Source organism: Leeuwenhoekiella parthenopeia (assembly GCF_020782115.1).
Taxonomy (GTDB): Bacteria; Bacteroidota; Bacteroidia; order Flavobacteriales; family Flavobacteriaceae; genus Leeuwenhoekiella; species Leeuwenhoekiella parthenopeia.
Window position 1 is genome coordinate 21,071 of the sequence record NZ_JAJGMW010000027.1, and the last position, 26,805, is coordinate 47,875.

Sequence of the window (26,805 nt, forward strand, 5' to 3'; positions counted from 1 at the left end):
ATTGCTGGTACAAGCCGTAATTTTGCAGACGCAATAAGGTTATGACAAAACGGTATACAACATCATCACGAACGCTCATTATTCTCATCCTGGGGACACTCATCGCTATAGGACCTTTTTCTATAGATATGTACCTGCCGGGCTTTGCGAATGTAGCAGATGATTTTGGCGTAGATATCAGTAAAGTGGGGCTTACCTTAACCAGCTATTTAATTGGTATTGCCATTGGTCAGCTCGCTTACGGTCCGCTGATGGACCGTTTCGGCAGAAGGCGCCCGCTTATTGGGGGATTACTGCTTTTTATCGCAACCTCCCTGATTTGCGCATTTAGTTTTAGCCTTAATATGCTCATCATCGCCCGCTTTTTTATGGCGCTTGGGGGTTGTGCCGGGATGGTGGCTTCAAAAGCCATTGTACGCGATCTTTTTGAGAAAAAACAAGTGGCTGATGTGCTTTCGACCCTGATGCTCATTATGGGGGTCGCACCTATTATTGCGCCAACCGTTGGCGGACTAGTCATTGCAGCTTTTGACTGGGAAGCCGTGTTTTTTATACTGGCCGGTTTTGCAGTGCTAATGCTGTTGCTCATTACGTACATACTGCCCGAAAGTGCAAAACCCAATCGCGCAACCAGCCTTAAACCCAAAAAGATTGTACGGGAATATATTTCTATCCTAAAAAACCGGGAGTTCTTCATCTTTGCGATGACCCGTGGTTTTACGATGGGTTGTCTGCTCGCCTATGTAAGCAGCGCGCCTTTTGTCTTTATTGAATACTTCGGGTTAACCGAGCAGCATTTTGGCTGGGTGTTTGGCAGCAATGCGCTGGGGCTTATTTTGGGCAGTCAGGTTAACCGTTTGGCATTAAAACGCTATTCGCTCTTACAAATCACCACTGCGACCTGTGTGGCGCTTACCGTCTTAACAGGGATAGGGCTTGTTGTAAGTTTTATCGCGCTAGATTTCTGGATCATGTATCCTTTCCTGTTTATTATGTTGTTCCTGGTAGGTTTTCAAAATCCTAATGTTACCGCATTATCTCTTGATCCCTTTAATAAACAGGCGGGTAGTGCATCGGCGCTGGTAGGCAGTATCGGGATGATCTTTGGTTCTGTTGCCAGTATACTGGTGGCGCAGCTGGTAACCGAAAGCGTTACGCCATTGCTGTATATTCTCTTTGGCAGTGCCCTGTGCAGTCTGGCTTTGATTATATATTACCGAAATAAAACCAAATCCCTGAACTTACAAACCTCGTCCTGATTAACCGGGTAAAGGCACGTAGGTATTGTCGCCTGAAACTTCCGGGAATTTGCGGTCTTTCCACGCTTGTTTAGCTTCTTCGATACGTTCTTTTGAAGTGGCTACAAAATTCCAGTAGATGTGGCGATCTTCTTCAAAAGGCTTCCCTCCAAAAAGAAATACGTGCGCTCCCCTGAGCAATTTGATTTTGCAAACTTCGTCGGTCTTACTCACGAGCATAACTCCGTCTTTAAAGCGCTCGCCATCAGCTTCGACTTCGCCTGAAACCACGGTTACGGCGATTTCTCCTTCCAGCTTTCCGGCAATATTTAGTTTGTGATCATCTTCGGCTTTAATTTCAATCATAAACAAATCTGAGTGTACGGGCACCGGACTCGTTTTACCGTAACCCTTACCGGCAATAAGCTTATATTCTGCGGTGTTTTCGCGCCAGCGTGGCAAAACTTCGGCATCTATATGATGAAATGCGGGTTCGGTATGTTCGAGTTTTTTGGGTAAGGCCACCCAAATCTGATAGCCGTGCATGGTAAATACATTGCCATCGCGCATATCTTTTGGGGTACGCTCGGTATGTACCACTCCTTTGCCCGCGACCATCCAGTTTACAGAGCCGGGTTTGATGCGCTGGTAGGTGCCTATACTGTCTTCGTGCATGAGCTCGCCCTCGATGAGGTAGGTAAGTGTAGACAACCCGATGTGCGGATGCTGATCTACATCCATATAATCTTCAGGTCCCAGAGTATTTGGCCCCATATGATCTATAAAAATGAAAGGTCCTACCATTCTTTTTTTACGAAACGGCAGTAAGCGGCCCACCAGAAAATCGCCGATATCCCGGGCGCGCTCTTCGATGATTAATCCTGTATTAGACAATTTTTAATTTTATTAGCGTTATAGAATGAAATAGTATTATTTTGAAAGTTAAGAAATAAGCTGAATTCACTGGTCAATTTAAGCCTGTTTCTACGCCCCCTAATCTGCGATCATACAAGTGCTTCAACCTAATCTGGTTATGGAGCTGATTTCTAACGTCATTTTATAGGCGTGAGATTCAGGTCTTTTGGTTAAACCTCATTGCATGTATTTTAAACCGGCATTTTATGAAACTTAAATTTTTTATCGTTACCTCTTTACTATTAAGCTTTTATTTCAATCAACTCCATGCTCAAACCACCTACGATCTGGGTTTATATCTCGGCGGGGTTAATTATTATGGGGAAATTGGTAAGAAAGCATTTGTGGCGCCCAATCGGGCATTCTTTGGCGTAATTGGTAAGATGAATTTTACCGAAAAATTAAGTGCCAGAGCCAGTATTACCTATTTAACTCTTGCCGATAACGACCGGGATGCCAACGATGGTTTTCGCGGAAACGGCAGAGGTCGAGATTTGTATTATTCTTTTGAGCATACCAATATTGAAGGCGTCGTAGCTTTAGAGTTCGTGCCCTTTTCCTTCTTTAAAAACAAACCCAATCCCATTGATTTTTACATTTACGGGGGTTTGGGAGCTATTTATGGCGATGAGGCTTACTATCCGTTATCCACCGGATTTGAGGATGTGGAGTCTGTAGTTTATGGCACCCGCACCCGACTTACCGTACCTATGGGAGCCGGATTTAAAACCTTTGTAGGACGCAATTTTATGCTGGGTATCGAGCTGGCTCCGCGTTACAGTCTGAGTGACAATCTTGATGGTTCGTATCCCGATGATGAGCGCGTTGAGACTAACCGCGTGGTCAATTTTGAGAACAACGACTGGTACACCTATCTCGGTCTTACACTTACCTATCGTTTTGGTAAAGGCAGCAATGCGTATTGCGATTGTACCTTATAAAACTTTAGTCAGGAGGGCTTGAGTTTCTGTTTGCGGTAGGAGTATCTTTGCAGTATGGCAAATAGCTTAAGCAGTATTCAGGATCAAAAGAAAACCAGCGTCAAAACTTCTTTTCAGGCGTTGCGGTTTATACCCCGATTTTTTAAGGAAATCTGGAGCGTTAGTCCGTCACTATTTTTAACCAATCTGTTTTGCAGACTGGTCAACGCGTTTACACCTGTAGTTATTCTTTGGGTAGGAAAGCTCATCATCGACGAAATTATAGCTCAGGTTGATGCCACAAATGCCGATTATACCCAGTTGTGGAATTACGTGCTGCTGGAGTTTGGTATCGTTATTCTGTCTGATATTTTAAACCGGCTTACCGGCATTACCGATGGATTGCTGGGCGACCGCTATAACATCGATTCTTCCGAGAAAATGATACGCAAGACCAGTAAAATTGATATTGGCCAGCTGGAGGATTCTGAATTTTATGACAAACTGGAACGTGCGCGCCAGCAGACTCAGGGCAGGGTAGGGCTTATGAGTACCGCTCTGGCTCAGGCACAAAGCATTATTTCTATAGGTACACTTATCGCGGGACTGATTTATTTTCAACCGATCTTAATCGTTTTGCTGGCACTCAGCATCATCCCGTTGTTTATTAATGAAATTCGCTTCAGCGGTCAGCAATATTCAATTTCCAGAAGCTGGACAGCCGAACGGCGTGAGCTCGATTACCTGCGCTACATAGGGGCAAATGATAAAACAGCCAAAGAGATCAAGCTTTTTGGGCTGACCGATTTTATTGCCAAACGCTTTAGAAACCTGAGCGAGCAATACTTTGAGATCAATAAAAAGCTTACGATAAGAAGAAGCGCTTACAGTGCCGGTTTTAATGTTTTGGGCGTGGTTTGCTATTACGGGGCTTACCTGGTGATTATACGCAGTGTTCTGGTAGGGACAATCACGATTGGTGAACTCACGTTTCTTTCGGCGTCTTTTAACCGCCTGCGTACCAGTTTGCAAACCTTCTTTACCAATTTTACCCGAATAACCGAAAGTGCGCTGTATCTCAAGGATTACTTTGATTTTATCGATTGGAAAATAACCGATGAAGACCGGGAATTTTCGGCTTTGCCAAAAGAAATCCATACCGGTTTTGAAATCAAAGATTTGCATTTTGCCTATCCGGGAAGTGATCACGAAGTTTTAAAAGGCGTAAGTTTTAAACTCAAAGCAGGTGAAAAAATGGCTTTTGTAGGTCAAAACGGTGCCGGAAAAACCACATTAATCAAGCTGATGCTTCGGTTTTATGAGCCTACGCAAGGCGAAATTTTGCTGGACGGCATCAATATCAATACCTATGAGAAGGCGGCTTATCAGCAATTTTTCGGGGTTATTTTTCAGGATTTCTTTCGGTATGAGTTTACGCTTCGCGAAAATATCGCCGTGGGAGATATTATTGCGGTCAATGATGACGCGCGTATTGCCAATGCCGCCCGGCTGAGTCTGGCAAACGAAGTAATCGAAACCTTGCACAGCGGTTATGAGACCCAACTGGGCAAGCGTTTTAGCCGCGGGCAGGAACTCTCAGGCGGGCAGTGGCAGAAAGTGGCTCTGGCACGGGCTTATATGAAAGATGCACGGGTTATGGTTCTGGATGAGCCTACCTCGGCTCTTGATGCCAAGGCAGAATATGAGGTCTTTGAGCGCTTTATTGATCTGACTAAAGGAAAAACCAGCATCATCATTTCGCATCGCTTTAGCACCGTGCGTATGGCAGATCGTATTTTGGTTTTGCAAAACGGACGCATTCTCGAGCTGGGCACGCACGAAGAATTGATGCAGGAACCGAAGCTTTATGCTGAGCTGTTTGACCTGCAGGCACAGGGGTACAAATAGGAGTTAAGAGTTATGAGTTAAGAGTTAAGAGTTAAAAGTTAAGAGTTTTTCAGTTTAAGGATTACGCCTATACTCTCAATTCTGTTATTTAAAAGGTTATTATAAGTAGAAGTTTAAGTGCTGAGTTAAACTTTATAACTCATCATTCAGCACTCAGCACTCTGAATGCTGCATTCAAAACAGTACTAAGAGGTATTCTGATTTCCGAGTTAAACTTTATAATTCTGCATTCTTAATTCAGCATTATCAAAGCGCATTCGCACTGAGACCGCCATCTACCTGCAGGTTTTGACCGGTGATAAATGAAGCTTTATCCATTGCCAAAAATGCGATGGTATTTGCCATTTCTTCGGGTTCTGCAAAGCGTTTCATAGGAGTGCGCTCTACGATTTTATCGTAGCGTTCTTTTTGATCCATTACTTCTTTGACCAAAGGCGTAGCGGTGTACCACGGAGAAACCGCATTAACACGAATGTTGTGGGCAGCCCACTCGGAGGCGAGGCTTCGGGTTTCCTGAATGAGTCCGGCTTTTGACATACCGTAAGGAGCGCCGCTTTTTACATCCTGAGATCCGGCGACAGAAGCTACATTAATAACCGAAGCTTTTCCGCTGCGTTTTAGCAAAGCGAAAAATTTACGCGTGAGTTCAAAAGGAGCGATGAGGTTTACTTCCAGGATCTTGCGGTATTCTTCAGGCTCGTAAATGTGCGCTTCCTTGCGTATATTGATGCCTGCGTTGTTAACCAAAACATCAAGGGTACCGCTGCGCTGAAAGACAAAATCGGTGAGTTTATCCTGATCGTCTTCGATAGTAACGTCACCGGCCATCCCCGATGCTATATAGCCTGCCTCGCTAAGTTCCTGTTCTAAAGCCGCAACTTCAGCACCATTGCGGGCAGTAAAAATTACTTTGGCTCCCAGTCTTGCAAATTCCATAACCGTTGCCCGGCCAATACCTTTAGTTCCTCCTGTAATCAGAGCCGTTTTTCCTTCTAAATTCCACATAAATCAAAAAAATGCTTTTCGGCAAAACTACAAAGTCTCTTAGGCTTTGCCAGGCAAAATGCTGAAAAATCTTTCAGATTAGGGCATTAAAAAAACCTGCCGGACAGGCAGGTTTTCATTGGCGCCGCCAAGGGGATTAATACCACAGGCTTGCCTAAAAAGTAAAATTTATTTTTAACTAACGCCTTTAGGCCTTAATCCCAGGTAGTTTGCCAAAATATATTTCTTATAATTAAAAATCAAAGTTATCGGGATCGGGCCCAATGCGTTCGTTTCTGTCTAAAGCGTTTATGGTTTGCATATCATCCTCGCTCAGTTCAAAATCAAACAGGTCGGCATTGCTTTTAATATGATCCTGCGAAGTTGATTTAGGAATCGTGATGACTCCGTTTTGCAGATCCCAGCGCAATACTACCTGAGCCGGAGTTTTACCGTATTTTTCTCCAATTTCTTTTAAAGTTTCATTCTTGAAGGCTTTACCCTGCATCAACGGAGACCATGCCTCGTATTGAATGTTGTTTTCGGCGCAGAATTTCTGCAAATCCTTTTGCACCAGCCAGGGGTGAAATTCAAGCTGATCTACCATAGGATGGATTTCTGCATCTTCCATAAGATCTTTAAGCTGATGCTCCAGAAAGTTACTTACACCTATAGCTTTAATTTTCCCTTCCTTATATAATTTTTCCATAGCTCTCCACGTATCCTTGTATTTGCCTTCTACAGGCCAGTGTATAAGGTACAGGTCAAGATAATCGGTGTCGAGCCGATCCAGAGTTTTATGGAATGCGTTTAAGGTGCTTTCATAACCCTGATCGGTATTCCACAGTTTACTGGTGATAAACAGCTCTTTTCGGTCGACTCCGCTGGCTTTAATTCCTTTTCCTACTCCTTCTTCATTATCGTAAGCCTTGGCGGTATCTATATGGCGGTAACCGGCGTCGATTGCCCATTTTACGGCATTAATTACTTCTTCACCGTCTTCGGCTTTCCAAACGCCCAGGCCTAAATAAGGCATTTTGTACCCATTATTAAGTTCCCAGGTTCCCTGTAGATTTGTTATTGGTTTTTGTGCGGTTTCTGTTTTCATAGTTGTTGTTATTTCTTCTAAAGTTAAGGAGAGAAGCAGGCAAACTCAAGGTTTTTAACCCTTGTTAACGGGGCTTTGTTAAGGATTTTGACAAATATGCGCACAAAAAAACCGCTCGATAGAGCGGTTAAATAGGATTGAAATACACTGTTTAATCTACAGCATCTTCCATAGCATCGCCTACATCATCTGCGGCGTCTTCTACTTTATCTTCGGTTGTTTCGCGACAACTGTATAAGGTTGTTGCCAGTGTGCCCATTACGGCAAAAATTAAAATAAAACGTTTCATACTTTTTGGTTGTTTAGTTAAAGACGTCTGCCCGTTGCGAGTTTGTACAAAATTGCAATTACTGCAAGTACTAATAGAATGTGGATTAAACTTCCTACAGATTCAGCGAAGCCAAAATAGCCTACAAGCCAACCTATTAATAGTATCACCACGATGAGCCAGATTATATCTCTCATAATTATAAATATATTGGTTAGTATTATAAAAGTAGATCATGAATCTGAGCTGACCAATTTGCTTAACAGCGAATTAACTTGTAAATCAGAAGTTTTGAGGATTTTTTATGATTTCCTGAGCGCGGCTTACCAAAGCCTCAAGATCTTTCTGGTCTTTTTTCTCTAACATGCTCATCATCATATTCATGCGCTGGTTGTCTTTAAAGAATTCCTGTTTTTCGTAGAGAAAATTCCAGTATAAACTGTTGAAGGGACAGGCGTTCTCACCGGTTTTCTTGGAGACGCTGTACGCACAATCACCACAATAATTGCTCATTTTGTTGATGTAGCTTCCGCTGGAAACATAGGGTTTTGTGGCAACCAGGCCACCATCTGCAAACTGGCTCATTCCCCGGGTATTGGTGATTTCTACCCATTCAATAGCATCGATGTAGATGCCCAGGTACCATTCGTCTACTTCATCGGGGTGGGTTTGCGTTAGCAGAGCATAATTACCCGTAATCATAAGCCGCTGTATGTGGTGTGCGTAGGCGTGATCAAGGCTCTGCTTTATAGCGTGGTGCATACAGTTCATTTTAGTATCGGCTGTCCAGTAAAAATCAGGTAATTTGTTTTGGTTGTCGAGTTTATTGCTGCGTCTGTAACCCGGCATTTTCATCCAGTACATCCCGCGCATATATTCCCGCCAGCCCAGAATTTGCCTCACAAAACCTTCAACCTGGCTGATGTCGATCTGGTTCTGATTTTCGCGCCAGTAGCCAATTACTTTTTCAATCACTTCTTTGGGGTGCAGCATCTTACTGTTCATCGCAAAACTCAGTCTGCTGTGAAACAGGTAAATCTGATCGGGGTCCATCGCATCCTGATAGTCGCCAAAGTGCACCAATAAATTTTCACAGAAATAATTGAGAACACTCAGGCAATCGGGGCGTGAGGTAGGCCAGTTAAATGAGTAAGCGTCAATATTGCCAATGGTTTTGATTCCTGCCTCCTCAATTTGCTCCAGAGTTTTGGATACATCTTTACGGAAACCACGCTCGTGGGGGATTTCAGGTTTGCCTTTCCATTTTTTGCGGTTACTTTGATCAAAGTTCCATTTACCGCCTTCAGGATCTTTGTCATTCACCATCATAATGTCATATTTCCTGCGCATATCGCGGTAAAAATATTCCATCGTATAGGTCTTTTTGCCTTTGTAAAACTGCTCGAGATCGGTACGTGAAGTCAGAAAATGTTCGGTGTTAAAGGCTTCAGTTTCCAGATTGAGGTCGTTGCAAAAGTTTTTTAGCTGCTCATCAAGCCGGTATTCATCGGGGAGTTGGTATTCAAACTTTTCGATATCGTGAGCCTTGATGAGTTTATTCAGATTCTTGACCAAATCCTGTTCGTTATCCGGATGATCAATTTTGAAATAGATGACGCTTTTGCCGTGTTCTTCCAGCCATTGTGAAAAATTGCGCATCGACTCAAAGAAGGCCACTACCTTTTGAATGTGATGCCTCACATAATCGGTTTCCTGACGCATTTCGGCCATAAAATAGACCATGTCTGTGCTGTCATCGTCGTACCAGGAATGTTTGTGGTTGAGTTGATCTCCAAGAATGAGGCGTAAGGTTTTCAATATCTAAAGTGTTTTAAGAGGTGTCGTTTTGGCTTTGCCTAAAATTTAATCAAATAAGGTTTTGGCTAACCAAAGATCGCGGTATTTGCGATCACCATCGTAGCGGTCGGCCTGGCTTTCTATATTGAATTTACGATCCCGCGGGTCATTGCCCACCCCGCTGTTGTAAAGCCAGTTGCCATAATTGCTGTGTACATCGTAGTCTATGAGCATACTTTCAAAATAGGCAGCGCCTATACGCCAGTCCTGCTGCAGTTCTTTCGCCCAAAAACTCGCTACATTTTGTCTGCCGCGGTTACTCATAAAGCCGGTCAGGGCGATTTCTTTCATATTGGCATTTACAAAATCATATTTGGTTCGCCCCTCAATCCATTCTTCGCGGGCGGCTTTATTGGTGCTCCAGTCGTAGTCTTTTTCTAAAATGCCACTCAGGTGAAAAATTTTATCGCCGTGTTTAAGCGAAACGTATTTAAAAAAATCGCGCCAGTAGAGTTCAAAAATCAACCAGTAGGTGCTGTCGTTTTTGGTTTCTTCCTTTTCAAATTTTTGTACCTGGTAATAGATGGTTCGGGGCGAAATGCTTCCGTTGGCGAGCCATGCCGAAAGTTTTGAACTGTAATCTTTACCCACCAGCCCGTTGCGTGTTTTTTTATAACGGGCTAAATTTTTGGTCTCCCAAAAGTAATTTTCAATCCGTTTCAACGCCTGAAGCGCTCCACCCTTAAACGGAAAAGCAGTGCGCTCATCAACTTCAAAGGATTCTAAACCTAAATCTTCAAGAGAGGGGATTTGCGTTTCCTCAGCAACCAGATTTTCAGGCTGAAGCGGGTCAACCGCTACGGTTTGCCTGATATCAGCCTGCTTCTCACACTTCTTCCGCCATTGGGTAAATACCTCAGGGATTTTGCTGAAGGAAGTATAGGGTAGATCATCGGGATGTATCAAAAATTGATCGTAGGTTTCAATAAACGCTACAGAATCCTCGCAATTTGCTTTAACCCCATCAATAATCAGGCGTTCTTCAAAAGTCCATTCGTTTTGAAGGTAAACCTTTTGAGCCTCGTATTTTTTAATGAGTTTGGGAAGTTTAGTTTCGGGCTCTTCGGTATAAATGAGTAATGAAATGTTTAATTTCTTCAGTTCGCTGCGAAGTTCCTGAACGGTTTCAATTAGAAACTGTGCCCTGTATTTTTCGGTCTTTTTAAAACCAAAGCGATCTGTTTTAAATTGCCCGGGGTCAAAAAAGTACACCGCAATTACGGGCTGGTTTTCCTGAACCGCTTTTAAAAGGCTGTGATTGTCTTGTGTGCGTAAGTCGTTTTTAAACCAGACGATATTCATGTTTTAGATTTTGATCTGCGGCAGCGTTCACTGCAATATTTAACGGCATCCCAGTTTTTCTCCCATTTTTTTCTCCAGGAAAAGGGCTTTCCGCAGATTTCACAAATTTTTTGAGGTAAATGTGGTTTTTTATGAGCCAAGGTCAGAAAGGGATCTTACGTTTTCATCCGGTTTTGCATACGAAAAGCGGTTTAAAATTTGGGGGAGGGCATAACCGTCTAAACCGTCTATACAAACGGTTTGGGCAGTCTCAAGATTGAGCCAGCCGTCTTCGGCCTGTATTTCTTTATCTACATAGACATGCTTGATGGCGCCGATGATAAAGTGGCAATTGTTTTCTTTGATGAAATATTCATTGACAAACTCGCAGCCCAGTTTTACCCGGCTTTGTTTTACGTAAGGAGCTTTAAAATCATCTAAATATTCTTCGGTAAGCAGGGTTTTTTCAAATTCTGAAACACCACCGTCGTATTTAGCAGAAGTTCGGTGTGCCTCTCTGATGAAATTCTGATTGACATGATTTACCGTAAAAACACCGGTTTTTAAAATGTTGTCGTAGGTATTTCGCTTTACGGTATTGGGTCTTAAAATAAAGCTGAGCAGGGGAGGATTGCTGCCTAGGTGAGTCACCGAGCTGAAAATAGCCACGTTGGTAATGCCATCTTCAGAAATGGTACCCAGAAGATTTGCAGATTTAAAGCCGGTACAGCTGTTTATAAAATGGGCGCGATACCTTGAAGGCAGATTTTCAAGGGCTTGTGCATCATAATGTTTCATAAAAAAAGGGTCAATTAGGAACTGACCCTTAAATTACTGTATGTGTATGCTACAAGCTGTTAACAATTAACGAAATAACATAACATTTGCATATTAGGCTTCCTGTTTTTCTGAAGCGTAGGCGGGATAATCTGTATAGCCTTTAGGTCCCTGGGTGTAAAACGTATCCTGATCCCATTCGGCCATAGGTGCATTAAGGGCAAAACGCTGAGGTAAATCGGGATTTGAAATAAACAATTTACCAAAAGCTACAAGGTCTGCATTGCCTTCTTCAATCACGGCATTACCTGTTTCCTGAGTAAAACCTGCGTTGATCATTAAGTTTCCTTTATAACGGGGACGATAGCGTTTGGCGATTTCGGTTTCCAGAAATTCAATATCACTTACATCTGTAAAAGGTTCTGAAAGGTGTAAATAGGCCAAATCGTAATTATTGAGTCGCTCGATGATGTGATCAAAAGTAGGAATGGTATCTGCCGTTGCTTCGATGCCAAACGTACCGTTTAAAGATGGGTTAAGACGCACTCCAATTCGGTTTTCAGACCAAACTTCTTTTACCTTATCCAGGGTTTCAAAGAAAAAGCGCACCCGGTTTTCCATATTTCCGCCGTATTGATCATCCCGAAGATTTGCTTTTTTATTAAAAAACTGATGAAATAAATAGCCGTTAGAACTGTGTATTTCTATGCCGTCAAATCCGGCTTCTTTGGCGTTTTTGGCAGCATTTACAAATTCCTGCTGCGTTTCTTCGATCTCTTCAAGAGACATAGCTTTGGGCTCAACGGTATCTTTGAAACCTTCCGGAGTGTAGGATTTTGCATTTGGGTTTACGGCACTTGGAGCAAGAGGTTTATCACCGTTGTGAAAGTCAGGATGCGACATACGGCCTACGTGCCACAACTGAATAAAGATTTTTCCGTCTTTTTCGTGAACAGCATCCACAACTTTTTTCCAGCCTTCGGTTTGTGCCTTGCTGTGAATTCCGGCTGTGTGAATATAGCCAACTGCGCGTTTGGAAACCTGAGATCCCTCGGTGATGATGAGGCCGGCTCCGGCGCGTTGTGTATAATACTTGACGTGTAAGTCTGTAGGTGCGGCTTCAGGATTGTCTGCACGACTACGGGTCATAGGAGCCATAACGACTCGGTTTTTTAAGGTAATTGCGCCTAAATCAAATGATTCTAAAAGCGGTTGATTGGTTTTCATAGTTTTATTTTTTGTTTTAAACAGGCCAAAAAAGCCTTATTCAACAGATTTATAATATCAGTCTATAAATTACTTCAGCCTGACAGGTTATGCTGTTAAACGTTTGATAAAATAAAACGAAGGGGTGTGTTTTGCGCGTTTTAGTGAGATAAACAGACCGGGAAAAAGCAGCGCTGTCCTAAAACAAAAAAAAGAATAGGTTACTCAGAAGTCTCCTATCCTTAGTACAAAGGTTTTGTAGTTTCAACGCAACTAGTCGTCTATGTTATGACGCATTTCCTGCTGACGCATAGGCATTTGGTCTATCGCTTCAAAAAATATTCTGGGCTCTGTTGTAAGAGGCTTTTGAAGTTTTACCCCTCCGTCTTTACCTATGAGTGTAATGCCCTCGTAGGTTTGAGGGATGTTGTATTTTTTACGTAAAGGTGCGATGTGGTAATTGGGGAGTACTTTTAAGTCTTTATCCAGAAGACGGCCTTTAGAAAGTACAAAAAGCAGAATATTGCGGTCTTCAATTTTTTTGGTTGAACTTCTGAAATTTTCCCACTGACTTACAAAAACTTCGTCTTTAAGGCTTTGGGTTGAAAATATCAAAATACGGTTGCGCCATTTGAGCTTGGAAAAATCTTCCTGAGCTCCTGCTGTCATAGAGAACAAAACTAAGGCAAGGTTGGTAACGGTTTTCATTAGTGAGCGTTGTCTTTTAAAAGTTCTGGGAATTGTTTTTTGAATCGGTTATAGCGTGGTATGGAAACCCCCTGGATATAAGGGTCTCCCGGGTTTTTTTCTTCGTAATCCTGATGATAGTCTTCTGCCTGCCAAAATTTTCGAAAAGGTAAAACCTGAGTTACAATTTCGCCATCGTAGACCTGCTTATTCAATTGTTTGATGGTGTTTTCTATCACTTCTTTTTCCTGCTCGTTTTGATAAAAGGCGATGGAGCGGTATTGTCTGCCCCGGTCTGGCCCCTGTCTGTTTAGGGTGGTTGGGTCCTGTGAGCCAAAAAACACCTTGACCAGCGTTTGATAATTAATAACTGCAGGATCGTAAAAGACTTCAACTGCCTCGGCGTGATTGGTCTCGCCATAACTTACCTGACGGTAAGTAGGGTTTTCTTCTGTTCCACCGCTGTAACCGCTTATAACCTCGTGTACCCCCTTCAGACTTTCGAAAATCGCTTCAACACACCAGAAACAACCGCTTGCAAAATAGGCGCGTTGATAGCCGTTTACGGGTTGTGTCTGTACCGGTTCAAGCTGAGCCATTCGTTGATCTGCCTCATTACCGGTGCTGCCATTCTTACAGGAAAGGAGCAAAAGCGCTATAAGTATTGAGCTATATAATCTCATGAGTTGGGAATTTGATTAAAGTTAAAAGAATTCCTATAGCCAGGCTGCTAACAGCCTGTTAAACTCGTGTGATATGCATAAAAAAAGCCCCGCTTGGCGGAGCTTTTAGATTTATGCTTTGTCTGAATTAGATTTTAGCGAAAATCTCATCCATTTTTTCCTGTTCTTCTTTTGCAAGTTCTTCATCTACCAGAATACGACCACTGTGCTCGTCTGTGATGATCTTTTTGCGACTTGCAATTTCTACCTGCACCTGTGGTGGGATGGTAAAAAAGGATCCTCCTGAAGCACCACGTTCAATAGCCACAACAGCCAGACCGTTGCGAACGTTAGAACGAATGCGCTTGTAAGCTTTTACCAAACGCTCTTCGATAAGCTCTTCGTAGGTTTCACTTTTAGCAAGAAGAGCTTCCTCTTCTTTTTGTGTTTCTGCAAGGATTTCTTCGAGTTCGTCTTTTTTGTGCTTAAGGTGTTTCTTACGCTCTTCAACACGTTCTTTAGTGCTGTCGATCACCTCGTTTTTCTGCTCGATCTGAGCACGAAATTCGCGAATGTTTTTCTCGGCAAGTTGAATCTCAAGTTCCTGAAATTCGATTTCCTTGCTCAAAGAGTTGTACTCGCGGTTGTTGCGTACATTTTTTTGCTGCTCTGTATACTTTTTGATAGCCGCTTTAGCGTCTTCAATTAATATCTTTTTAGCCTTGATTTGATCATCAATAAGGCTTAGTTCACCTCCTAGTTTTTCAAGTCGGGTATTTAGTCCTGCAACTTCATCTTCAAGATCTTCAACTTCCAGAGGAAGCTCGCCACGCACGTTACGTATGGTGTCGACCCGAGAGTGTATCAGTTGCAAATCATATAAAGCTCTGAGTTTCTCTTCTACGGTCGCTTCGTTCTTTTTTGCCATATTATAAATACTTAATAGGATTGGTGTTTTCTTCTGATAAAACGACTGCAAAATTAGTAAATTTTTTCGTAAGAAAGTCTGCCATTATATTTTTTGTGTATTGTTCACTCTCGTAATGTCCTATATCTACCAGTAGTAGCTGATTTTCAGCCTGATAAAACTGATGGTACTTTAGATCTGCCGTAATGTAGGCGTCTGCTCCTGCGGCTTTTGCAGCTTCAATGGCAAAGCTTCCGCTTCCGCCTAAAACCGCAACCCTTTTTACAGGTTTTTCAGGTAAAGCCGAATGGCGGATGCCTTCAGCGTGAAATACCTGCTTGGCCCGGTTCAAAAATGCCATGGCTTCTAAAGCTTCTGGTAAATCGCCCAGCATACCCATACCTATATTCTGATTGGCATTGTCAAGCGTGGTGATCTCGTAAGCAACTTCTTCATAGGGATGGGTGCTGAATAATGCCGAAAGCACTTTAGACTCCAGCCGTGCTTCAAAAGTGATGTGTAGTTGCTTTTCGGGTTCGGTATGAAGCTCTCCTTTACTGCCTACGACCGGATTGCTGGCCTCATTGCCCTTAAAAGTACCCTCACCCTCAAGACTGAAGCTACACTCCTCATAGTTGCCTATATTTCCTGCTCCGGCTTTAAACAAGGCGTTGCGCACCATTTCAAATGCATCCTTCGGAATATAGGTGGTTAGCTTTTTAATTGCTCCTTTTTTTGGAATCAGTATTTTTCGATTTTCAAGCCCCAGTGCGTCACACATGCCTTTGCTTACGCCCTGTGGCAGGTTGTCAAGCGCTGTATGAATTGCGTAAATGGCAATGTCATGCCGAATAGCTTTGAGCACCACGCGCTCCACATAGTTTTTACCGGTGATTTTTTTGAGTCCGCTGAAAATAATGGGATGAAAACTCACGATGAGATTGCAGTTTTTTGCAATGGCCTCGTCAACGGTTTTTTCAAGTGTATCGAGGGTTACCAGAATTCCGGAAACTTCTGAATCAGGATTTCCTACCAACAGGCCTACATTGTCAAAATCCTCGGCATTGGCCAGTGGTGCAAAAGATTCGAGGTTGTTTATTATGGTTTTAAGATTCATAACTATACAATTGGGCTTTAGGCGTAAAGTTACTCATTGCGTTTGTAGGAGCAAGCGGGACTGAAAAATCTGCGTTTTGCGGCTTCCTTGCTAAAGACTTACCCATTTAGGATAAAAATAATATCTTCGGCATTGTGAAAGACCTGCGTAAACTTCTCTGGCCATTTGCCGTTCCCTACGACCTGATCACCCGGGTACGTAACACACTCTTTGATAATCAGGTTTTCGAGTCTGAAAGCTATGATTTTCCGGTTATTGGCGTGGGTAATCTCTCGGTAGGAGGTACCGGCAAGACACCTATGATTGAGTATCTGATTGAGTTACTGGGGTCCTCCCAAAAATTAGCCGTGCTAAGTAGGGGTTATGGGAGGAAAACAACAGGATATCTGGATGTAGCCCCGCATTTAGGTGCTGCAGATACGGGTGACGAACCCCTGCAATTCGCCAAAAAATACCAGGATGTGCAGGTCGCAGTTTGTGAAAAGCGCCGTTTGGGAATACAGCGCTTACGCGAAAAGACTCCGGCACCCGAAGTCATTTTGCTCGATGATGTCTATCAACATCGTCATGTGCAGCCGGGTTTGTTACTTATGCTTACTGCTTACGGCGATTTGTTTTATGAAGATTTTGTATTGCCTGCCGGAAACCTTCGCGAGTCAAGATCGGGTGCGCAACGTGCAGATCTTGTCGTAGTGACCAAGTGTCCGTTCGATTTGGCAAAAGAACAACGCGCTCTTATAAAGAGCAGGATTGCTCAATATACCAAAGCCCCTGTATTTTTCTCAGGTATTGCTTACGATTTACCGGTAGGAGTAAATGGCCTGGTGTCGTGGACTAAGCTACAGACCGAAAGTTTAAACATTGTTACCGGCATTGCTAAACCGCAGCCTTTTTTAGATCATTTAGATCTGATGGGATTAACCTACAAACATCTCGAGTTTGCAGATCATCATACATTCAATACCGAAGAAATAAAGGCTCTGGACCGTAAAAAAGTCATTCTTACTACAGAGAAAGATTTTATGCGTCTTAAGGGTAAATTAAAAAAAGCAAAACTCTATTACCTGCCTATGCAGGTTAAATTTCTAGCTGAAGAAGAACGTTTTAGTGCTTCAATAGAAGCATTTGTGGCAAAATCCCTTTAGAGAATGACGTTCTTGCGCTTCAGGGCATTGTGAATTTTGAAGAAGAATTCTTCTACTTTATAGGGCTTGGGAATGATGTCGTTAAAACCGGCCAGGTAGAAATCATCTATATTCTCGTCAATGGTAACTGCAGTTAAGGCCAGTATGGGCAGGTCCTTATTAAATTCCCTGATTTTCTGAGTGGCTTCAATACCGCTTATACCGGGCATATGAATATCCATCAGAACCAGGTCGTAATTTTCAAAGCGCACCTTTTCGATAGCAATCTCTCCATTATCGGCTACATCGCATTTCATCTCGTTTTTCTCAAGAATCTTACGGGTAATCATCTGGTTGATCTTATTGTCTTCTACAACGAGAATGTTTCGGCCTTTAAGGGCATCGTAGTCAATTTCGTAAACACGCTCCTCCGGCTCTTTTTTGTTTTGAGTCAGTCCGTATTTAATGTCGAAGAAAAACTTGGATCCTTTACCTAAAGTGCTTTCCAGTTCAATTTTACTTTTCTGAAGGGTAAGCAGGCGTTTAACAATAGAAAGCCCAAGCCCGGTGCCCCCAAACTTACGGTTGATTTGTACCGAGCCCTGGGTGAAGTTTTGAAAGATGTCTTTCTGTTTTTTCTTGCTTATCCCTTCTCCGGTATCTTCAACCTCAAAATGCAGATAGGTCTGTGTGTTATTGCGGCTCAACTGTTTGATGCGTACAAAAATATCCCCGTCACGGGTAAATTTGTTCCCGTTACCTATAAGGTTGATGAGTATTTGCGAAATCATTAAGGGGTCGCCAATAATCTGATCGGGAATTTCAGAGTCGTATTCCAGATGCAGTTTATTGCCTTTTTCCTGAGCAGATCGTTCAAGTGCAAACAACACATCATCTACACGTTTACGTAGGTTGAATGTCGCCTGTTCAACTTCTACCTTGTCAGCTTCCAGCTTGTTGAGGTCAAGAATGTTGTTGATAAGGGAAAGCAGGTATTCCCCTGAAAATTTAAGGGAATCCAGGTGTTTTTTCTGTTCTTCGGTAGGGTTTTCGCTCAGAAGTAAATGGGTAAGTCCGGTCACGGCATACATAGGCGTACGCAACTCGTGGGTGATGGTAGATAAAAACTGGGCTTTAACCACAGAAGCTTTTTCCGCATTTTCCTTGGCAATGACGAGTTCGGCATTTTTGGCCTGCAATAATTCGTTTGCCTTGGCCCTAAGGTTGTTGTTTTTGTAAAGAGACAGGGCTAAGAGACAGAGTATGGTAAACAGCGCAATGATAAGAACCGTTGTAATTTTATTCGCCTGTACCCGTTTGGAAGCGTCGTAGTTATCGGGATTGATATCTGCCATTAAAGCATTTCGGGCTGCAAGATTGCGCGTGCTGGCAATATCATCCTGAAAATACAATTGAGCCCTTTTGGTGTAAAGTTCGAGATAATTTAGAGCGTCTTCGGTCTTACCCATTTTTTTGGAAACGCTGCTCATAAGTCGTAAAGCATCGGTTTCAATTAGCGGGAAACTGCCATTAACGCTCATGGTGTAAGCGGTATTGGCATCTTCTAAACTGCTTTCCAGTTCATTCAATGTACTGCGACTGCGGGCAGTAAGTAACTTGAGCCTTGCAATGCTGTAATTATTTCGGGAATCATTGAGTTTTGAAAGGATCTGAAGCGCTTCATCAAACTCCTCAAGGGCTAACAAATCTTTTTTCTGATCCTGAAAAATGGCTCCCTTATAGAGATGAGCAGAGGCCAGGCTTTGTTTGTCATTTTTGTCCCCCGAACCTCCAAAGATACTTACAGATTCGTTTAAATATTTTAGGGCTTCGGTATTGTTATTGGTTTTACTGAGTAGCTGGGCATAGGTCAGATAATCTTCACCCAGTCTCTTAGACTCCTGTAATTGCTGGTGAATCTTAATGGCTTCATGAATCTCCGGGAAGGCTTTGTCAAATTCCCCCTGTTTCAGATATACGTTTGCGAGCAACTGCTGGCTTATACCAACGCGACTTAGGTTGTTTATTTTGCGTGCCAGTTGTTTTGCCTCCTGAAAATTTGCAATAGACTTATCAAACTCGGCCGTGTTAAAGGCCTCGATGCCTTTGAGCAGCAGGGATTCTACCTGAATCTCTTGAGCGGTCTCCAGATTTTTAGGTTTTTGACCAAAACCATTGAGGCAGAATAAAACAAAAAGTGCAACAACAAAATTTCTGTCGAAGAGCATTATTGTGTTCATTAAGTCACTAATATAGACACTTTGTCGAAAACATTAAGAATTTTACTTAATATTTTTAAGAGATCTTTAAAATGAGGTCAATAATACGGGAAGAGTAGCCTGTTTCGTTATCATACCAGCCTATTAACTTTACCAGATTTCCGATTACAGAAGTCATTTGCCCGTCGACAATGCAGGAATGCGTGTTTCCTACAATATCAATAGAGACCAAAGGCACCAATGTGTAATCAAGGATGCCACGAAGATTACCTTCAGCAGCTTTTTTAAAAGCCTCATTGATTTCTTCACTGGTGGTTTCTCTGGAAACGTTAAGGGTGACGTCAGTTAGAGAACCATTAGGTACAGGCACCCGTATGCCGCAGCCTCCGATGACATCTTTAAGGTCGGGGAAAATTTTAGTAAGTGCTTTAGCCGCCCCGGTTGTTGTGGGTACTATAGACTGGCTCGCCGCACGGGCGCGTCTCAAATCATGATGAGGCTGGTCGTGAAGACTCTGGTCTGTGGTATAGCTGTGTACCGTAGAGATATAGGCCTGCTTGATACCGCACAGGTCTTTGACCACCTTTATCATAGGCGCGGCATTGTTGGTTGTACAGCTGGCGTTTGAGAGGATGCGGTCGTCCTGCTCAATGAGGAGGTCGTTAACACCCAGTACAATGGTTTTGATGCTGTCATCAGATGGCGGAACGCTCAAAATCACTTTGCCCGCACCGGCATCCAGATGCCCTTTTAAATCTTTATAGGTTTTAAATTTGCCTGTGGCCTCAACCACTACTTCAACCTCTTCTTCTGCCCAGCGATTGGCTTGTGGCGTGCTGTTTTGAAAGAGCCGAACGGATCGCCCGTCTACCAACAGGGAATTTTCGGCAAAACTGACGTCCGCATGAAATATACCGTGAATGCTGTCGTATTTTAAAAGATGAGCCAGCGTTAAACCATCGGCCAGATCGTTTACGGCTACAACTTCAATTTCAGGATGATTATGCAAAAGTCTAAAAAGCCTTCTGCCAATACGCCCAAAACCGTTTATGCCGATTTTGACTTTGCTCATAGCTGAAAAATCTAGTTGATGTGTTTCTGAGCTTTATAGGAAGAACGCACCAAAGCGCTGCTTTCAACATGCCTAAAGCCCATTTCAAGGCCGAAAGTCTCGTATTTTTTAAACTGATCTGGAGTTATAAATTGTTTTACAGGCAGGTGTTTTTTAGAAGGCTGAAGATATTGTCCTATAGTGACCACATCTACCTCTGCATCGCGAAGGTCGCGCATCGTTTGCAGGACTTCCTCTTCGGTCTCCCCAAGACCCAGCATAATGCCAGATTTTGTTCGGTTTATCCCCTGTTGCTTTAAGTATTTGAGAACCCCAAGACTGCGATCGTATTGTGCCTGAATGCGCACCTCACGCGTAAGTCTTTTTACGGTTTCCATATTATGGGAAACTACCTCAGGGGCTACTTCAACGATTCGGTCTATGTTGCGTTCGTTACCCTGAAAGTCGGGAATCAAAGTCTCAAGTGTGGTTTCCGGATTCATCCTTCTGATGGCTTTAACTGTTTCGGCCCACATAATAGATCCCATATCTTTTAGATCATCGCGGTCTACTGAAGTTATTACGGCGTGCTTAATACCCATCAGTTTAATGGAGCGTGCTACTTTCTCGGGTTCTTCCCAGTCTAAAGTGTCGGGCCTTCCGGTTTTTACACCACAAAAGCCACATGAACGCGTGCATACATTACCCAGGATCATAAAAGTAGCCGTACCCTCGCTCCAGCACTCTCCCATATTTGGACAGCTACCGGATGTGCAAATGGTATGCAGGTCATACCTGTCAACCAGACTTCTGAGTTCGGTATATTTTTTTCCTGTGGGTAATTTAACCCGCAACCATTTAGGTTTGGGCTGGCGTACCGGTGCAACTGTCGTCTCGCTATTCATTCTCAATTTTTTTTGCTCTGCAAAGATACAAACTGCAGGTCAATTACACGCCTTTAGTCGTAACACCGGGAAGGGGCTTAGCACGGGATAAAATTAAATCAGACGGGTGTGTTAACTCCCTTAACATCAATACGGTGTAATCGTTAAAGATATAGTAATTAGGAAATCGTTGGGATATGTCCTTGGCAGATCACAGTACTTTTACATCAGTAATAAACTTAAAAAGAAGAATCATGAAACGCCTAACACTACCATCTTTGATCGTTGCTATTTTAACCGGAGTATATGGTTTTGGAGGTTTTAATCTTTGGGGAACTGAAGCCTCAAGGGTATTGTTCCTAATCTCTGCAGACTTATTTGTGGTTTCTTTATTCGCAAAATTTTTATTTCGAAAAAGAGCACAGGTACCCCAGCGTGTAGAATCTTAAAATTCAATAATAGCTTTCACCTCTAAATTTAAACTGCTTTCAATAGAAGCAGTTTTTTTATTGCCTAAATTGTAGCACAATTGTTGTTGTAGATTTTTGAAACTCCTTCTATGCGTCTCTATTTTATCCTCATTCTTTCCTTTTTATCTATTCTGGCAGGTTATGCGCAAAATCAAACCTTATTAAAAGGAGCGGTAACCGAAACCCGTGTGAGTAATGATACTCTTGATTTACCGTATTCGATTTACCTTCCGTCAGGTTATAACTCGGAGAAACCCTCTAAAGTAATTTTTGTTTTTGATCCCGAAGGTGAAGGGGTGAGGGCAGCGCGCCTGTTTTCGGCAGCTACAGAACCCGATGACTTTGTGGTCGTTTCCAACAATTTCCCGTTACACGAGTCGATAGACAGTCTTGACGCTAATGCAAACAGGGCTATTTTGGTTATGCGCGACGTGCTTTTAAAAATTCCAATAGAACAAACGGAAGTTTATTTATCGGGTTTGCGAAGCGGAGCCCGCGTCGCCAGTGCCGTTTCTTATGTGGTCACCCAGGCAACACGCCTGCTTGTGGTTGATGACGTGTATTTTGCAAACCGTTTTGCCAGACGTGCCGGGCGCAATCTGGTCCTGGGTCTGGTGGGGCGCTCTTCACCCAACTATTACCAGATGAGTGATTATTTTTATCTCGTGGGTTCTTTTAGCCGGGATAATGAGTTGTATGCTTACGAGCAAACCGGGGAGTGGCCCGGTGCGGCCCTACTACGGGTAATGATTAATCGGCTGAAGCACGTAAATGCCGAACGTTTAGACAAAAACATCGCAGATTCCATTTATGCCGGCGATTATCAAAGGGATCTGGATGCTTTAAAAATTTTAATTTCCGAAAAGGAATATCTTACCGGCTATGATTTAATTAAAGATGTGAAAAGTGACTACAGAGGCTATGTTGATCTGGATGGCGTACGCGATCTGCAGCGCAGTGTAAGGCGTTCTGAGGCATACAAAGAAGCGCGACGTGCTGAGCGTAACGGGAACATTGAAGAACAACTTTTGCTGGAGGATCTTGATTATTTTCTGGAAGAGGATTTTGTTATGGCCAATTTTGAGAACCTCGGGTATTGGGATGAGCGCATCAGGCAGTTTGAGGCAGCTGCAGCAAATGATGCCAAACCCAGAGAGCAACAAGTCGCCAGGCGCATTCTTGGTTTTATCGATTACCAGATTCAGGACTTTCTGTTTCTAAATACTACAAACCTGATTCCGCAACGCATATTTGTGAACGTTCTCAATACCATTCTACACCCCGATGCGACTGAATCGTATTTAAATATCATCAGTCTTTCGGCAAAAGATCAGGATTACAACACAGCGTATTTCTATCTCGAAGAATTGCTTAAACGGGGATACGCTGATTATGAATCCCTGTACAGCATTCCCGAAACCGAATTGCTTAAAATCAAACCGACCTACAATGAGCTTATAAAAAGCTATCTGGGCAGGGCTAAATATTAACGAGGTTCTCCTGCTCTTCGGTAGTGATTCTTCTTTTAACATACACAAGCAATACCGTGGCTACCACTGTAATGGCGACCATCACTAACCAGGTTATGTCGTATCCCAGGGCATTCACCAGCTGCATTCCCGAATTGTGACCAAAGATATGTGATAGGGAAAACGACATGCTGTACAGCCCCATATAGGCTCCCTGTCTGCCCAGTTTTGCACGCCTTAGCGCAAATGCATTGCCAAAAGGAAAGGCGATCATCTCACCCAAAGTCGCAACGGCCATCCCCACGACCAGAAACAGATTCCAGCTGCCCAGAAAAAACGCGCCAAAACTCAATCCTGTAAAGAGAAGACCTGCGATCACATTTGCCAGTTGCGACCATTTTTTTCGTTCCATAAAGGCGATAAGCGGCATTTCAAAAGCGAAAATCAAAAAGCCGTTTAAGCCCAGTAGAAGTCCGATTTGTGATTCGCTCAAGCTACGTACCTCTTTGTAATACAGGGGTACCGTAGAGAAGTATTGTACAAATACAATCCCGAAAAGAGCCAGTGCAATAAGAAAAATTACATACAACTGGTCTTTATGCGGGGGGAGTGGGATCAATACCGGAGCTTCCTGATCGGTCTCTTTGGCTTTTCTGGGGTTGAGGGCTTTAATCAATAAAAGGCCTGCTAAAATGCAGGTAATCCCGTCTACCCAAAATAAACCAAAATAACCAATGCCCGCAATGATGAGTCCGCCCAGAGCGGGTCCCGCTGAAAAGCCCAGGTTAATCGCCAGTCTGATGAGCGTTAGCGATCGCGTTTTGTTTTCCGGTTTACTGTATGCGCTGAGCGCAACAAAAAAAGCCGGTCTCGACATATCGGCGATGGCAATAAGCAGAAAAAAGCCAAGGCATATCGGCCAAAAGCCTGTAATGAATTGCAGAAAAAAGAATCCGATTCCGGTACCGATTAAACTAAATAAAATGGTTTTATAATACCCCAGTTTATCTGAAAGTTTACCGCCAATCCAGGATCCAAATAAGGAGCCGAAACCAAAGCAGGTCATCACCCAGCCTACATCGCTTAGGCTGAATTGCAAATCGTCTCTGAGGTAAAGCGATAAAAAAGGGATTACCATGGCACCGGCCCTGTTCACAAATGTTATGAGTGCCAGCCACCAAACCTCTTTAGAGAGGCCTTTAAATGTATTGAGGTAGGCGGTAAAAATAGTTTTCATGGTTTCTTGTTGGTTGGCATAAAAAAAGTCTGGCGGTGAGCCAGACTTTAGAAGTGATTTATATATGAACGTTCATGTATCAACACAACAAATCTGGCCGGGTCGTAGAGACCTTCAGTTGGCGATATGATGTGTAGGAAAGGATCATTTTATTTAGAAATTGCTGCGAAAATGGTGTTTTGAACTTCAAAGCTACTTAAAAGTTTCAGTTTTCAAATCTTTTTCCTGTAAAAAGTTAAAATTCAACTTTTTTAGAGGGCTTTTGTAATCCACATTCCTGCGAAAACCGCCGCAAAACCCAGTACCAGACTGCCAAGCGTGTAGATTGCAAAAGTTAAAAAGTCGCCGCTTTTAAGCATCAAATGGTTTTCATAGGCAAAGGTTGAAAAGGTGGTAAACCCACCACAGAATCCTGTAGCCAGGAGTAAGGTACTGTTAGGGCTCAGACTATTGTTTTTAAGTGCCCACCCCAGAATTAAGCCTATTAAAAGACTTCCCAGAATATTAGCCGCAAAAGTCCCGTACGGAATCCCGTTTGGTGTGGTGTTAAGCCAGCGGCCCAGCAAAAAGCGCAATGCGCTTCCGGCTCCACCACCTACAAAAACAAGGATGAGTTGTTTCATAGCTGCTCGGTCTCGGGTTCTGCAACTTCAATGGGGATGTACAATTCGGTGATCCAGGTCGCAGGGTTGAGATCCTCTTCGGCACCCTTAACATAGACCTGAAAAACAGATGCGCCTTCGGCTTTGGTATAGTTATTTTGACTCAGGTAGGCTTCCGTTTTGCTCCAGGCCTCTTCAAGATTACTCAAATCGCCGGTTAATGTGGTTTTTACTACCGTGTATGCAGGCATAAAACCGCACAAAATAGCAGAATCCTCGGGTACAACAATACGCGAGGTGGTGGGTATTCCTGCCGAAATAATGGCGCTGTTTGTGGCGGCATCTTTCGCATTATACAGACTTAGCGGTTTGCCTGAAATGGTAATGTTATTCCCTTCCATAAAGCGATAGACCTGCGGAAGCAATTCGGCTACTTTATCATTAACATTTTCTAGAGTGGTTGAGGTTGTGGTGTACATATAGAAACCCCCGCTGTATTGGGTGATACCGTCTACCTTTACAGTGTAGGCCTTCATATCGTCCAGTATCATCTGGCTGAGATTGTCAAGGCCCAAGCGATACATTTTTCTCATATCGGCCTCAAAATCATAACCGGTGAGGGTAAAATAGGCTTTATCGGTCAGCGTGTGTTCTCCGCGTATTCCCCAGGTGAGTTCGGTGCCCTTTTCGGTATTTTCAAACTGCCAGTACACTTTTGCCTCGCGCTCTCCCCCGGGAGTAATAAAGGTAATGTCCTGTTCTATACGCTGATTTGGTATGACCTGAGTGGTGCGCATGGAGCCGTCGGCCTCTTTACCGTTCCACGAATAACTGGCACCTTCACCGCTGGTTTTTTCGGGATAATTGAAAACCATTGTGGGATCATCCTGCTTCCAGGGTCCCCAGTTCTCCCAGGTTTTATAATCGTTTACTTTATCGAAAACCAGACTTACAGGCGCTTCGATGCGTTTAGATTCTTTAATGTCGTAAGTGCCGTCCTGGGTGGCGAAGTATATGGCTCCTGCAATAAAAATGATGAGCAGCAGGAAGAAGAGGTATTTTAGAATTTTCATAATTAAGGGGAGCTTATACTGCTAATTTAACACTTTGGTCTATAAAAATATACAGTTATGCAGATCAAAGTAAGAATTATTCTTTCAGGTAGAGCTTTATAACGAAGAGAATCAAAACAAATGCGATAAAACCTATCAAGACCCAAAAACTGCCTTTATATTCCTTGCGGTGCAGCTTTCGGTCTTTTTTGTAACTAAAGCTCACAAAAATGACAAACGAAACAAAAAAGAGGAGCGCAAATATTATCTGACCGGTGCTAAACATTAAACAGTATTTTTGGTCAAAATTAAGCTATAAATAACAGAAAACGATACGATAAAGAGCAACAATCAAGTGTTTTTGATTGTTTTGATAAACCTGAAACCCCTTTAAATTAATCACAGAGATGAAAAAAAGACTGTCAGCCGTTCACGAGTTTCATACCGCATTTGGATTGGGAATTAATGAAAAACCCACGGCAGACCTGGGCAAAGCCAAAAACCAACTGCGGTTTGAGCTGATGCGCGAGGAAAACGAAGAATATCTGGAGGCTGCAAACAACAATGACCTTGCTGAAGTCGCAGATGCACTGGGCGATATGCTTTACATTCTTTGCGGCACCATTCTCGAGCACGGCATGCAGCATAAGATCGAGGAGGTTTTTGATGAAATTCAGCGCAGCAATATGAGCAAGTTGGGTGCCGATGGTAAACCCATTTACCGCGAAGACGGTAAAGTGCTCAAAGGTCCTTCCTATTTTAAACCCGATATCGTAGCTATTTTAGCCAAATAAGGCGCTTTGATTTTCCAATTCAAACAAGAAAAAATCCCTGATGCCATTCGTAACGATTTCCATTTCAG

Annotated in this window: 27 protein-coding genes; 7 read left to right on the forward strand and 20 right to left on the reverse strand. The window is 43.1% G+C overall.

Features of this window, described 5'->3' with window-relative positions:
* The first annotated feature begins 41 nt into the window (after positions 1-41).
* On the forward strand, positions 42-1,259 hold the full coding sequence (locus LLW17_RS16260; protein ID WP_228231350.1) for a multidrug effflux MFS transporter: 1,218 nt from the start codon (positions 42-44) through the stop codon (positions 1,257-1,259).
* On the opposite strand, the gene LLW17_RS16265 is transcribed toward LLW17_RS16260, so the two are convergent.
* Complete coding sequence (locus LLW17_RS16265; RefSeq protein WP_228231351.1) at positions 1,260-2,132, reverse strand: pirin family protein; 873 nt, start codon at positions 2,130-2,132, stop codon at positions 1,260-1,262.
* Between the two features lie 227 nt (positions 2,133-2,359).
* Between LLW17_RS16265 and porG the strand changes: the two genes are divergently transcribed.
* Together porG and LLW17_RS16275 are read left to right on the forward strand one after the other, a co-directional pair.
* Positions 2,360-3,094: a type IX secretion system protein PorG gene (gene porG / locus LLW17_RS16270; RefSeq protein WP_228231352.1), complete on the forward strand. Its 735-nt coding sequence runs from the start codon at positions 2,360-2,362 to the stop codon at positions 3,092-3,094.
* 54 nt (positions 3,095-3,148) lie between these two features.
* On the forward strand, positions 3,149-4,981 hold the full coding sequence (locus LLW17_RS16275) for an ABC transporter ATP-binding protein (RefSeq protein ID WP_228231353.1): 1,833 nt from the start codon (positions 3,149-3,151) through the stop codon (positions 4,979-4,981).
* Between the two features lie 246 nt (positions 4,982-5,227).
* Here the strand turns inward: LLW17_RS16275 and LLW17_RS16280 are convergent, their stop codons facing one another.
* The 13 genes from LLW17_RS16280 to LLW17_RS16340 all read right to left on the reverse strand — a co-directional run bounded on the left by LLW17_RS16280 (position 5,228) and on the right by LLW17_RS16340 (position 15,835).
* Positions 5,228-5,986 carry an SDR family oxidoreductase gene (locus tag LLW17_RS16280; RefSeq protein ID WP_228231354.1) on the reverse strand — a complete coding sequence of 253 codons (759 nt, stop codon included), beginning with the start codon at positions 5,984-5,986 and terminating at the stop codon, positions 5,228-5,230.
* Positions 5,987-6,218: 232 nt separating this feature from the next.
* Complete coding sequence (locus LLW17_RS16285; RefSeq protein WP_228231355.1) at positions 6,219-7,073, reverse strand: aldo/keto reductase; 855 nt, start codon at positions 7,071-7,073, stop codon at positions 6,219-6,221.
* A gap of 151 nt (positions 7,074-7,224) precedes the next feature.
* On the reverse strand, positions 7,225-7,362 hold the full coding sequence (locus LLW17_RS16290) for a hypothetical protein (protein ID WP_228231356.1): 138 nt from the start codon (positions 7,360-7,362) through the stop codon (positions 7,225-7,227).
* Positions 7,363-7,379: 17 nt separating this feature from the next.
* Positions 7,380-7,538: a lmo0937 family membrane protein gene (locus LLW17_RS16295; RefSeq protein WP_128759385.1), complete on the reverse strand. Its 159-nt coding sequence runs from the start codon at positions 7,536-7,538 to the stop codon at positions 7,380-7,382.
* 85 nt (positions 7,539-7,623) lie between these two features.
* On the reverse strand, positions 7,624-9,162 hold the full coding sequence (locus LLW17_RS16300) for a cryptochrome/photolyase family protein (protein WP_228231385.1): 1,539 nt from the start codon (positions 9,160-9,162) through the stop codon (positions 7,624-7,626).
* 42 nt (positions 9,163-9,204) lie between these two features.
* A complete protein-coding gene (locus LLW17_RS16305) occupies positions 9,205-10,500 on the reverse strand; it encodes a DASH family cryptochrome (RefSeq protein WP_228231357.1) in 1,296 nt (431 codons plus the stop codon).
* Positions 10,497-10,640: a DUF2256 domain-containing protein gene (locus LLW17_RS16310; protein ID WP_228231358.1), complete on the reverse strand. Its 144-nt coding sequence runs from the start codon at positions 10,638-10,640 to the stop codon at positions 10,497-10,499. Before LLW17_RS16310 ends, LLW17_RS16305 begins: the two co-directional genes overlap by 4 nt.
* Positions 10,630-11,277 (reverse strand): flavin reductase family protein, encoded by a 648-nt coding sequence (locus tag LLW17_RS16315; protein WP_228231359.1) that lies wholly within the window; start codon positions 11,275-11,277, stop codon positions 10,630-10,632. Before LLW17_RS16315 ends, LLW17_RS16310 begins: the two co-directional genes overlap by 11 nt.
* A 93-nt stretch (positions 11,278-11,370) precedes the next feature.
* A complete protein-coding gene (locus LLW17_RS16320; protein ID WP_228231360.1) occupies positions 11,371-12,483 on the reverse strand; it encodes an alkene reductase in 1,113 nt (370 codons plus the stop codon).
* A gap of 252 nt (positions 12,484-12,735) precedes the next feature.
* Complete coding sequence (locus LLW17_RS16325) at positions 12,736-13,170, reverse strand: DUF4174 domain-containing protein (protein WP_228231361.1); 435 nt, start codon at positions 13,168-13,170, stop codon at positions 12,736-12,738.
* A complete protein-coding gene (gene msrA / locus LLW17_RS16330) occupies positions 13,170-13,832 on the reverse strand; it encodes a peptide-methionine (S)-S-oxide reductase MsrA (RefSeq protein ID WP_228231362.1) in 663 nt (220 codons plus the stop codon). Before msrA ends, LLW17_RS16325 begins: the two co-directional genes overlap by 1 nt.
* 127 nt (positions 13,833-13,959) lie before the next feature.
* Positions 13,960-14,739 carry a zinc ribbon domain-containing protein gene (locus tag LLW17_RS16335; protein ID WP_228231363.1) on the reverse strand — a complete coding sequence of 260 codons (780 nt, stop codon included), beginning with the start codon at positions 14,737-14,739 and terminating at the stop codon, positions 13,960-13,962.
* Position 14,740: 1 nt separating this feature from the next.
* Positions 14,741-15,835, reverse strand: a complete 1,095-nt coding sequence (locus tag LLW17_RS16340; protein ID WP_228231364.1) for a Nif3-like dinuclear metal center hexameric protein — start codon at positions 15,833-15,835, stop codon at positions 14,741-14,743.
* Between the two features lie 134 nt (positions 15,836-15,969).
* Between LLW17_RS16340 and lpxK the strand changes: the two genes are divergently transcribed.
* On the forward strand, positions 15,970-16,980 hold the full coding sequence (gene lpxK, locus LLW17_RS16345) for a tetraacyldisaccharide 4'-kinase (protein WP_228231365.1): 1,011 nt from the start codon (positions 15,970-15,972) through the stop codon (positions 16,978-16,980).
* Here the strand turns inward: lpxK and LLW17_RS16350 are convergent.
* The 3 genes from LLW17_RS16350 to lipA are packed head-to-tail and all read right to left on the reverse strand — an operon-like array spanning position 16,977 to position 21,140.
* Entirely contained in the window at positions 16,977-19,199 is a 2,223-nt protein-coding gene (locus LLW17_RS16350) for a tetratricopeptide repeat-containing hybrid sensor histidine kinase/response regulator (RefSeq protein WP_228231366.1), read from the reverse strand. The two genes, lpxK and LLW17_RS16350, sit on opposite strands and share 4 nt — an antisense overlap.
* Before the next feature lie 55 nt (positions 19,200-19,254).
* Positions 19,255-20,250 (reverse strand): type I glyceraldehyde-3-phosphate dehydrogenase, encoded by a 996-nt coding sequence (gene gap, locus LLW17_RS16355; RefSeq protein ID WP_228231367.1) that lies wholly within the window; start codon positions 20,248-20,250, stop codon positions 19,255-19,257.
* 11 nt (positions 20,251-20,261) lie between these two features.
* Entirely contained in the window at positions 20,262-21,140 is an 879-nt protein-coding gene (lipA, locus tag LLW17_RS16360) for a lipoyl synthase (protein ID WP_262909014.1), read from the reverse strand.
* 227 nt (positions 21,141-21,367) lie between these two features.
* On the opposite strand from lipA, the gene LLW17_RS16365 reads away from it, so the two are divergent.
* On the forward strand, positions 21,368-21,562 hold the full coding sequence (locus LLW17_RS16365) for a DUF1328 domain-containing protein (protein ID WP_228231369.1): 195 nt from the start codon (positions 21,368-21,370) through the stop codon (positions 21,560-21,562).
* Positions 21,563-21,672: 110 nt separating this feature from the next.
* The gene (locus tag LLW17_RS16370; RefSeq protein WP_228231370.1) at positions 21,673-23,073 is read left to right on the forward strand and encodes a hypothetical protein; all 1,401 of its coding nucleotides are present in this window, start codon (positions 21,673-21,675) and stop codon (positions 23,071-23,073) included.
* On the opposite strand, the gene LLW17_RS16375 is transcribed toward LLW17_RS16370, so the two are convergent.
* From LLW17_RS16375 to LLW17_RS16385, 3 genes are all read right to left on the reverse strand, one after another.
* On the reverse strand, positions 23,063-24,289 hold the full coding sequence (locus LLW17_RS16375; protein WP_228231371.1) for an MFS transporter: 1,227 nt from the start codon (positions 24,287-24,289) through the stop codon (positions 23,063-23,065). The two genes, LLW17_RS16370 and LLW17_RS16375, sit on opposite strands and share 11 nt — an antisense overlap.
* Before the next feature lie 251 nt (positions 24,290-24,540).
* Positions 24,541-24,912 carry a fluoride efflux transporter CrcB gene (gene crcB / locus LLW17_RS16380; RefSeq protein WP_228231372.1) on the reverse strand — a complete coding sequence of 124 codons (372 nt, stop codon included), beginning with the start codon at positions 24,910-24,912 and terminating at the stop codon, positions 24,541-24,543.
* Positions 24,909-25,964, reverse strand: coding sequence for an SRPBCC family protein (locus tag LLW17_RS16385; protein WP_228231373.1), 1,056 nt, complete (start codon positions 25,962-25,964; stop codon positions 24,909-24,911). Before LLW17_RS16385 ends, crcB begins: the two co-directional genes overlap by 4 nt.
* A gap of 386 nt (positions 25,965-26,350) precedes the next feature.
* Here LLW17_RS16385 and LLW17_RS16395 point away from each other — a divergent pair, with 386 nt between their 5' ends.
* Entirely contained in the window at positions 26,351-26,737 is a 387-nt protein-coding gene (locus LLW17_RS16395; protein ID WP_228231375.1) for a nucleoside triphosphate pyrophosphohydrolase family protein, read from the forward strand.
* Positions 26,738-26,805: the final 68 nt, after the last annotated feature.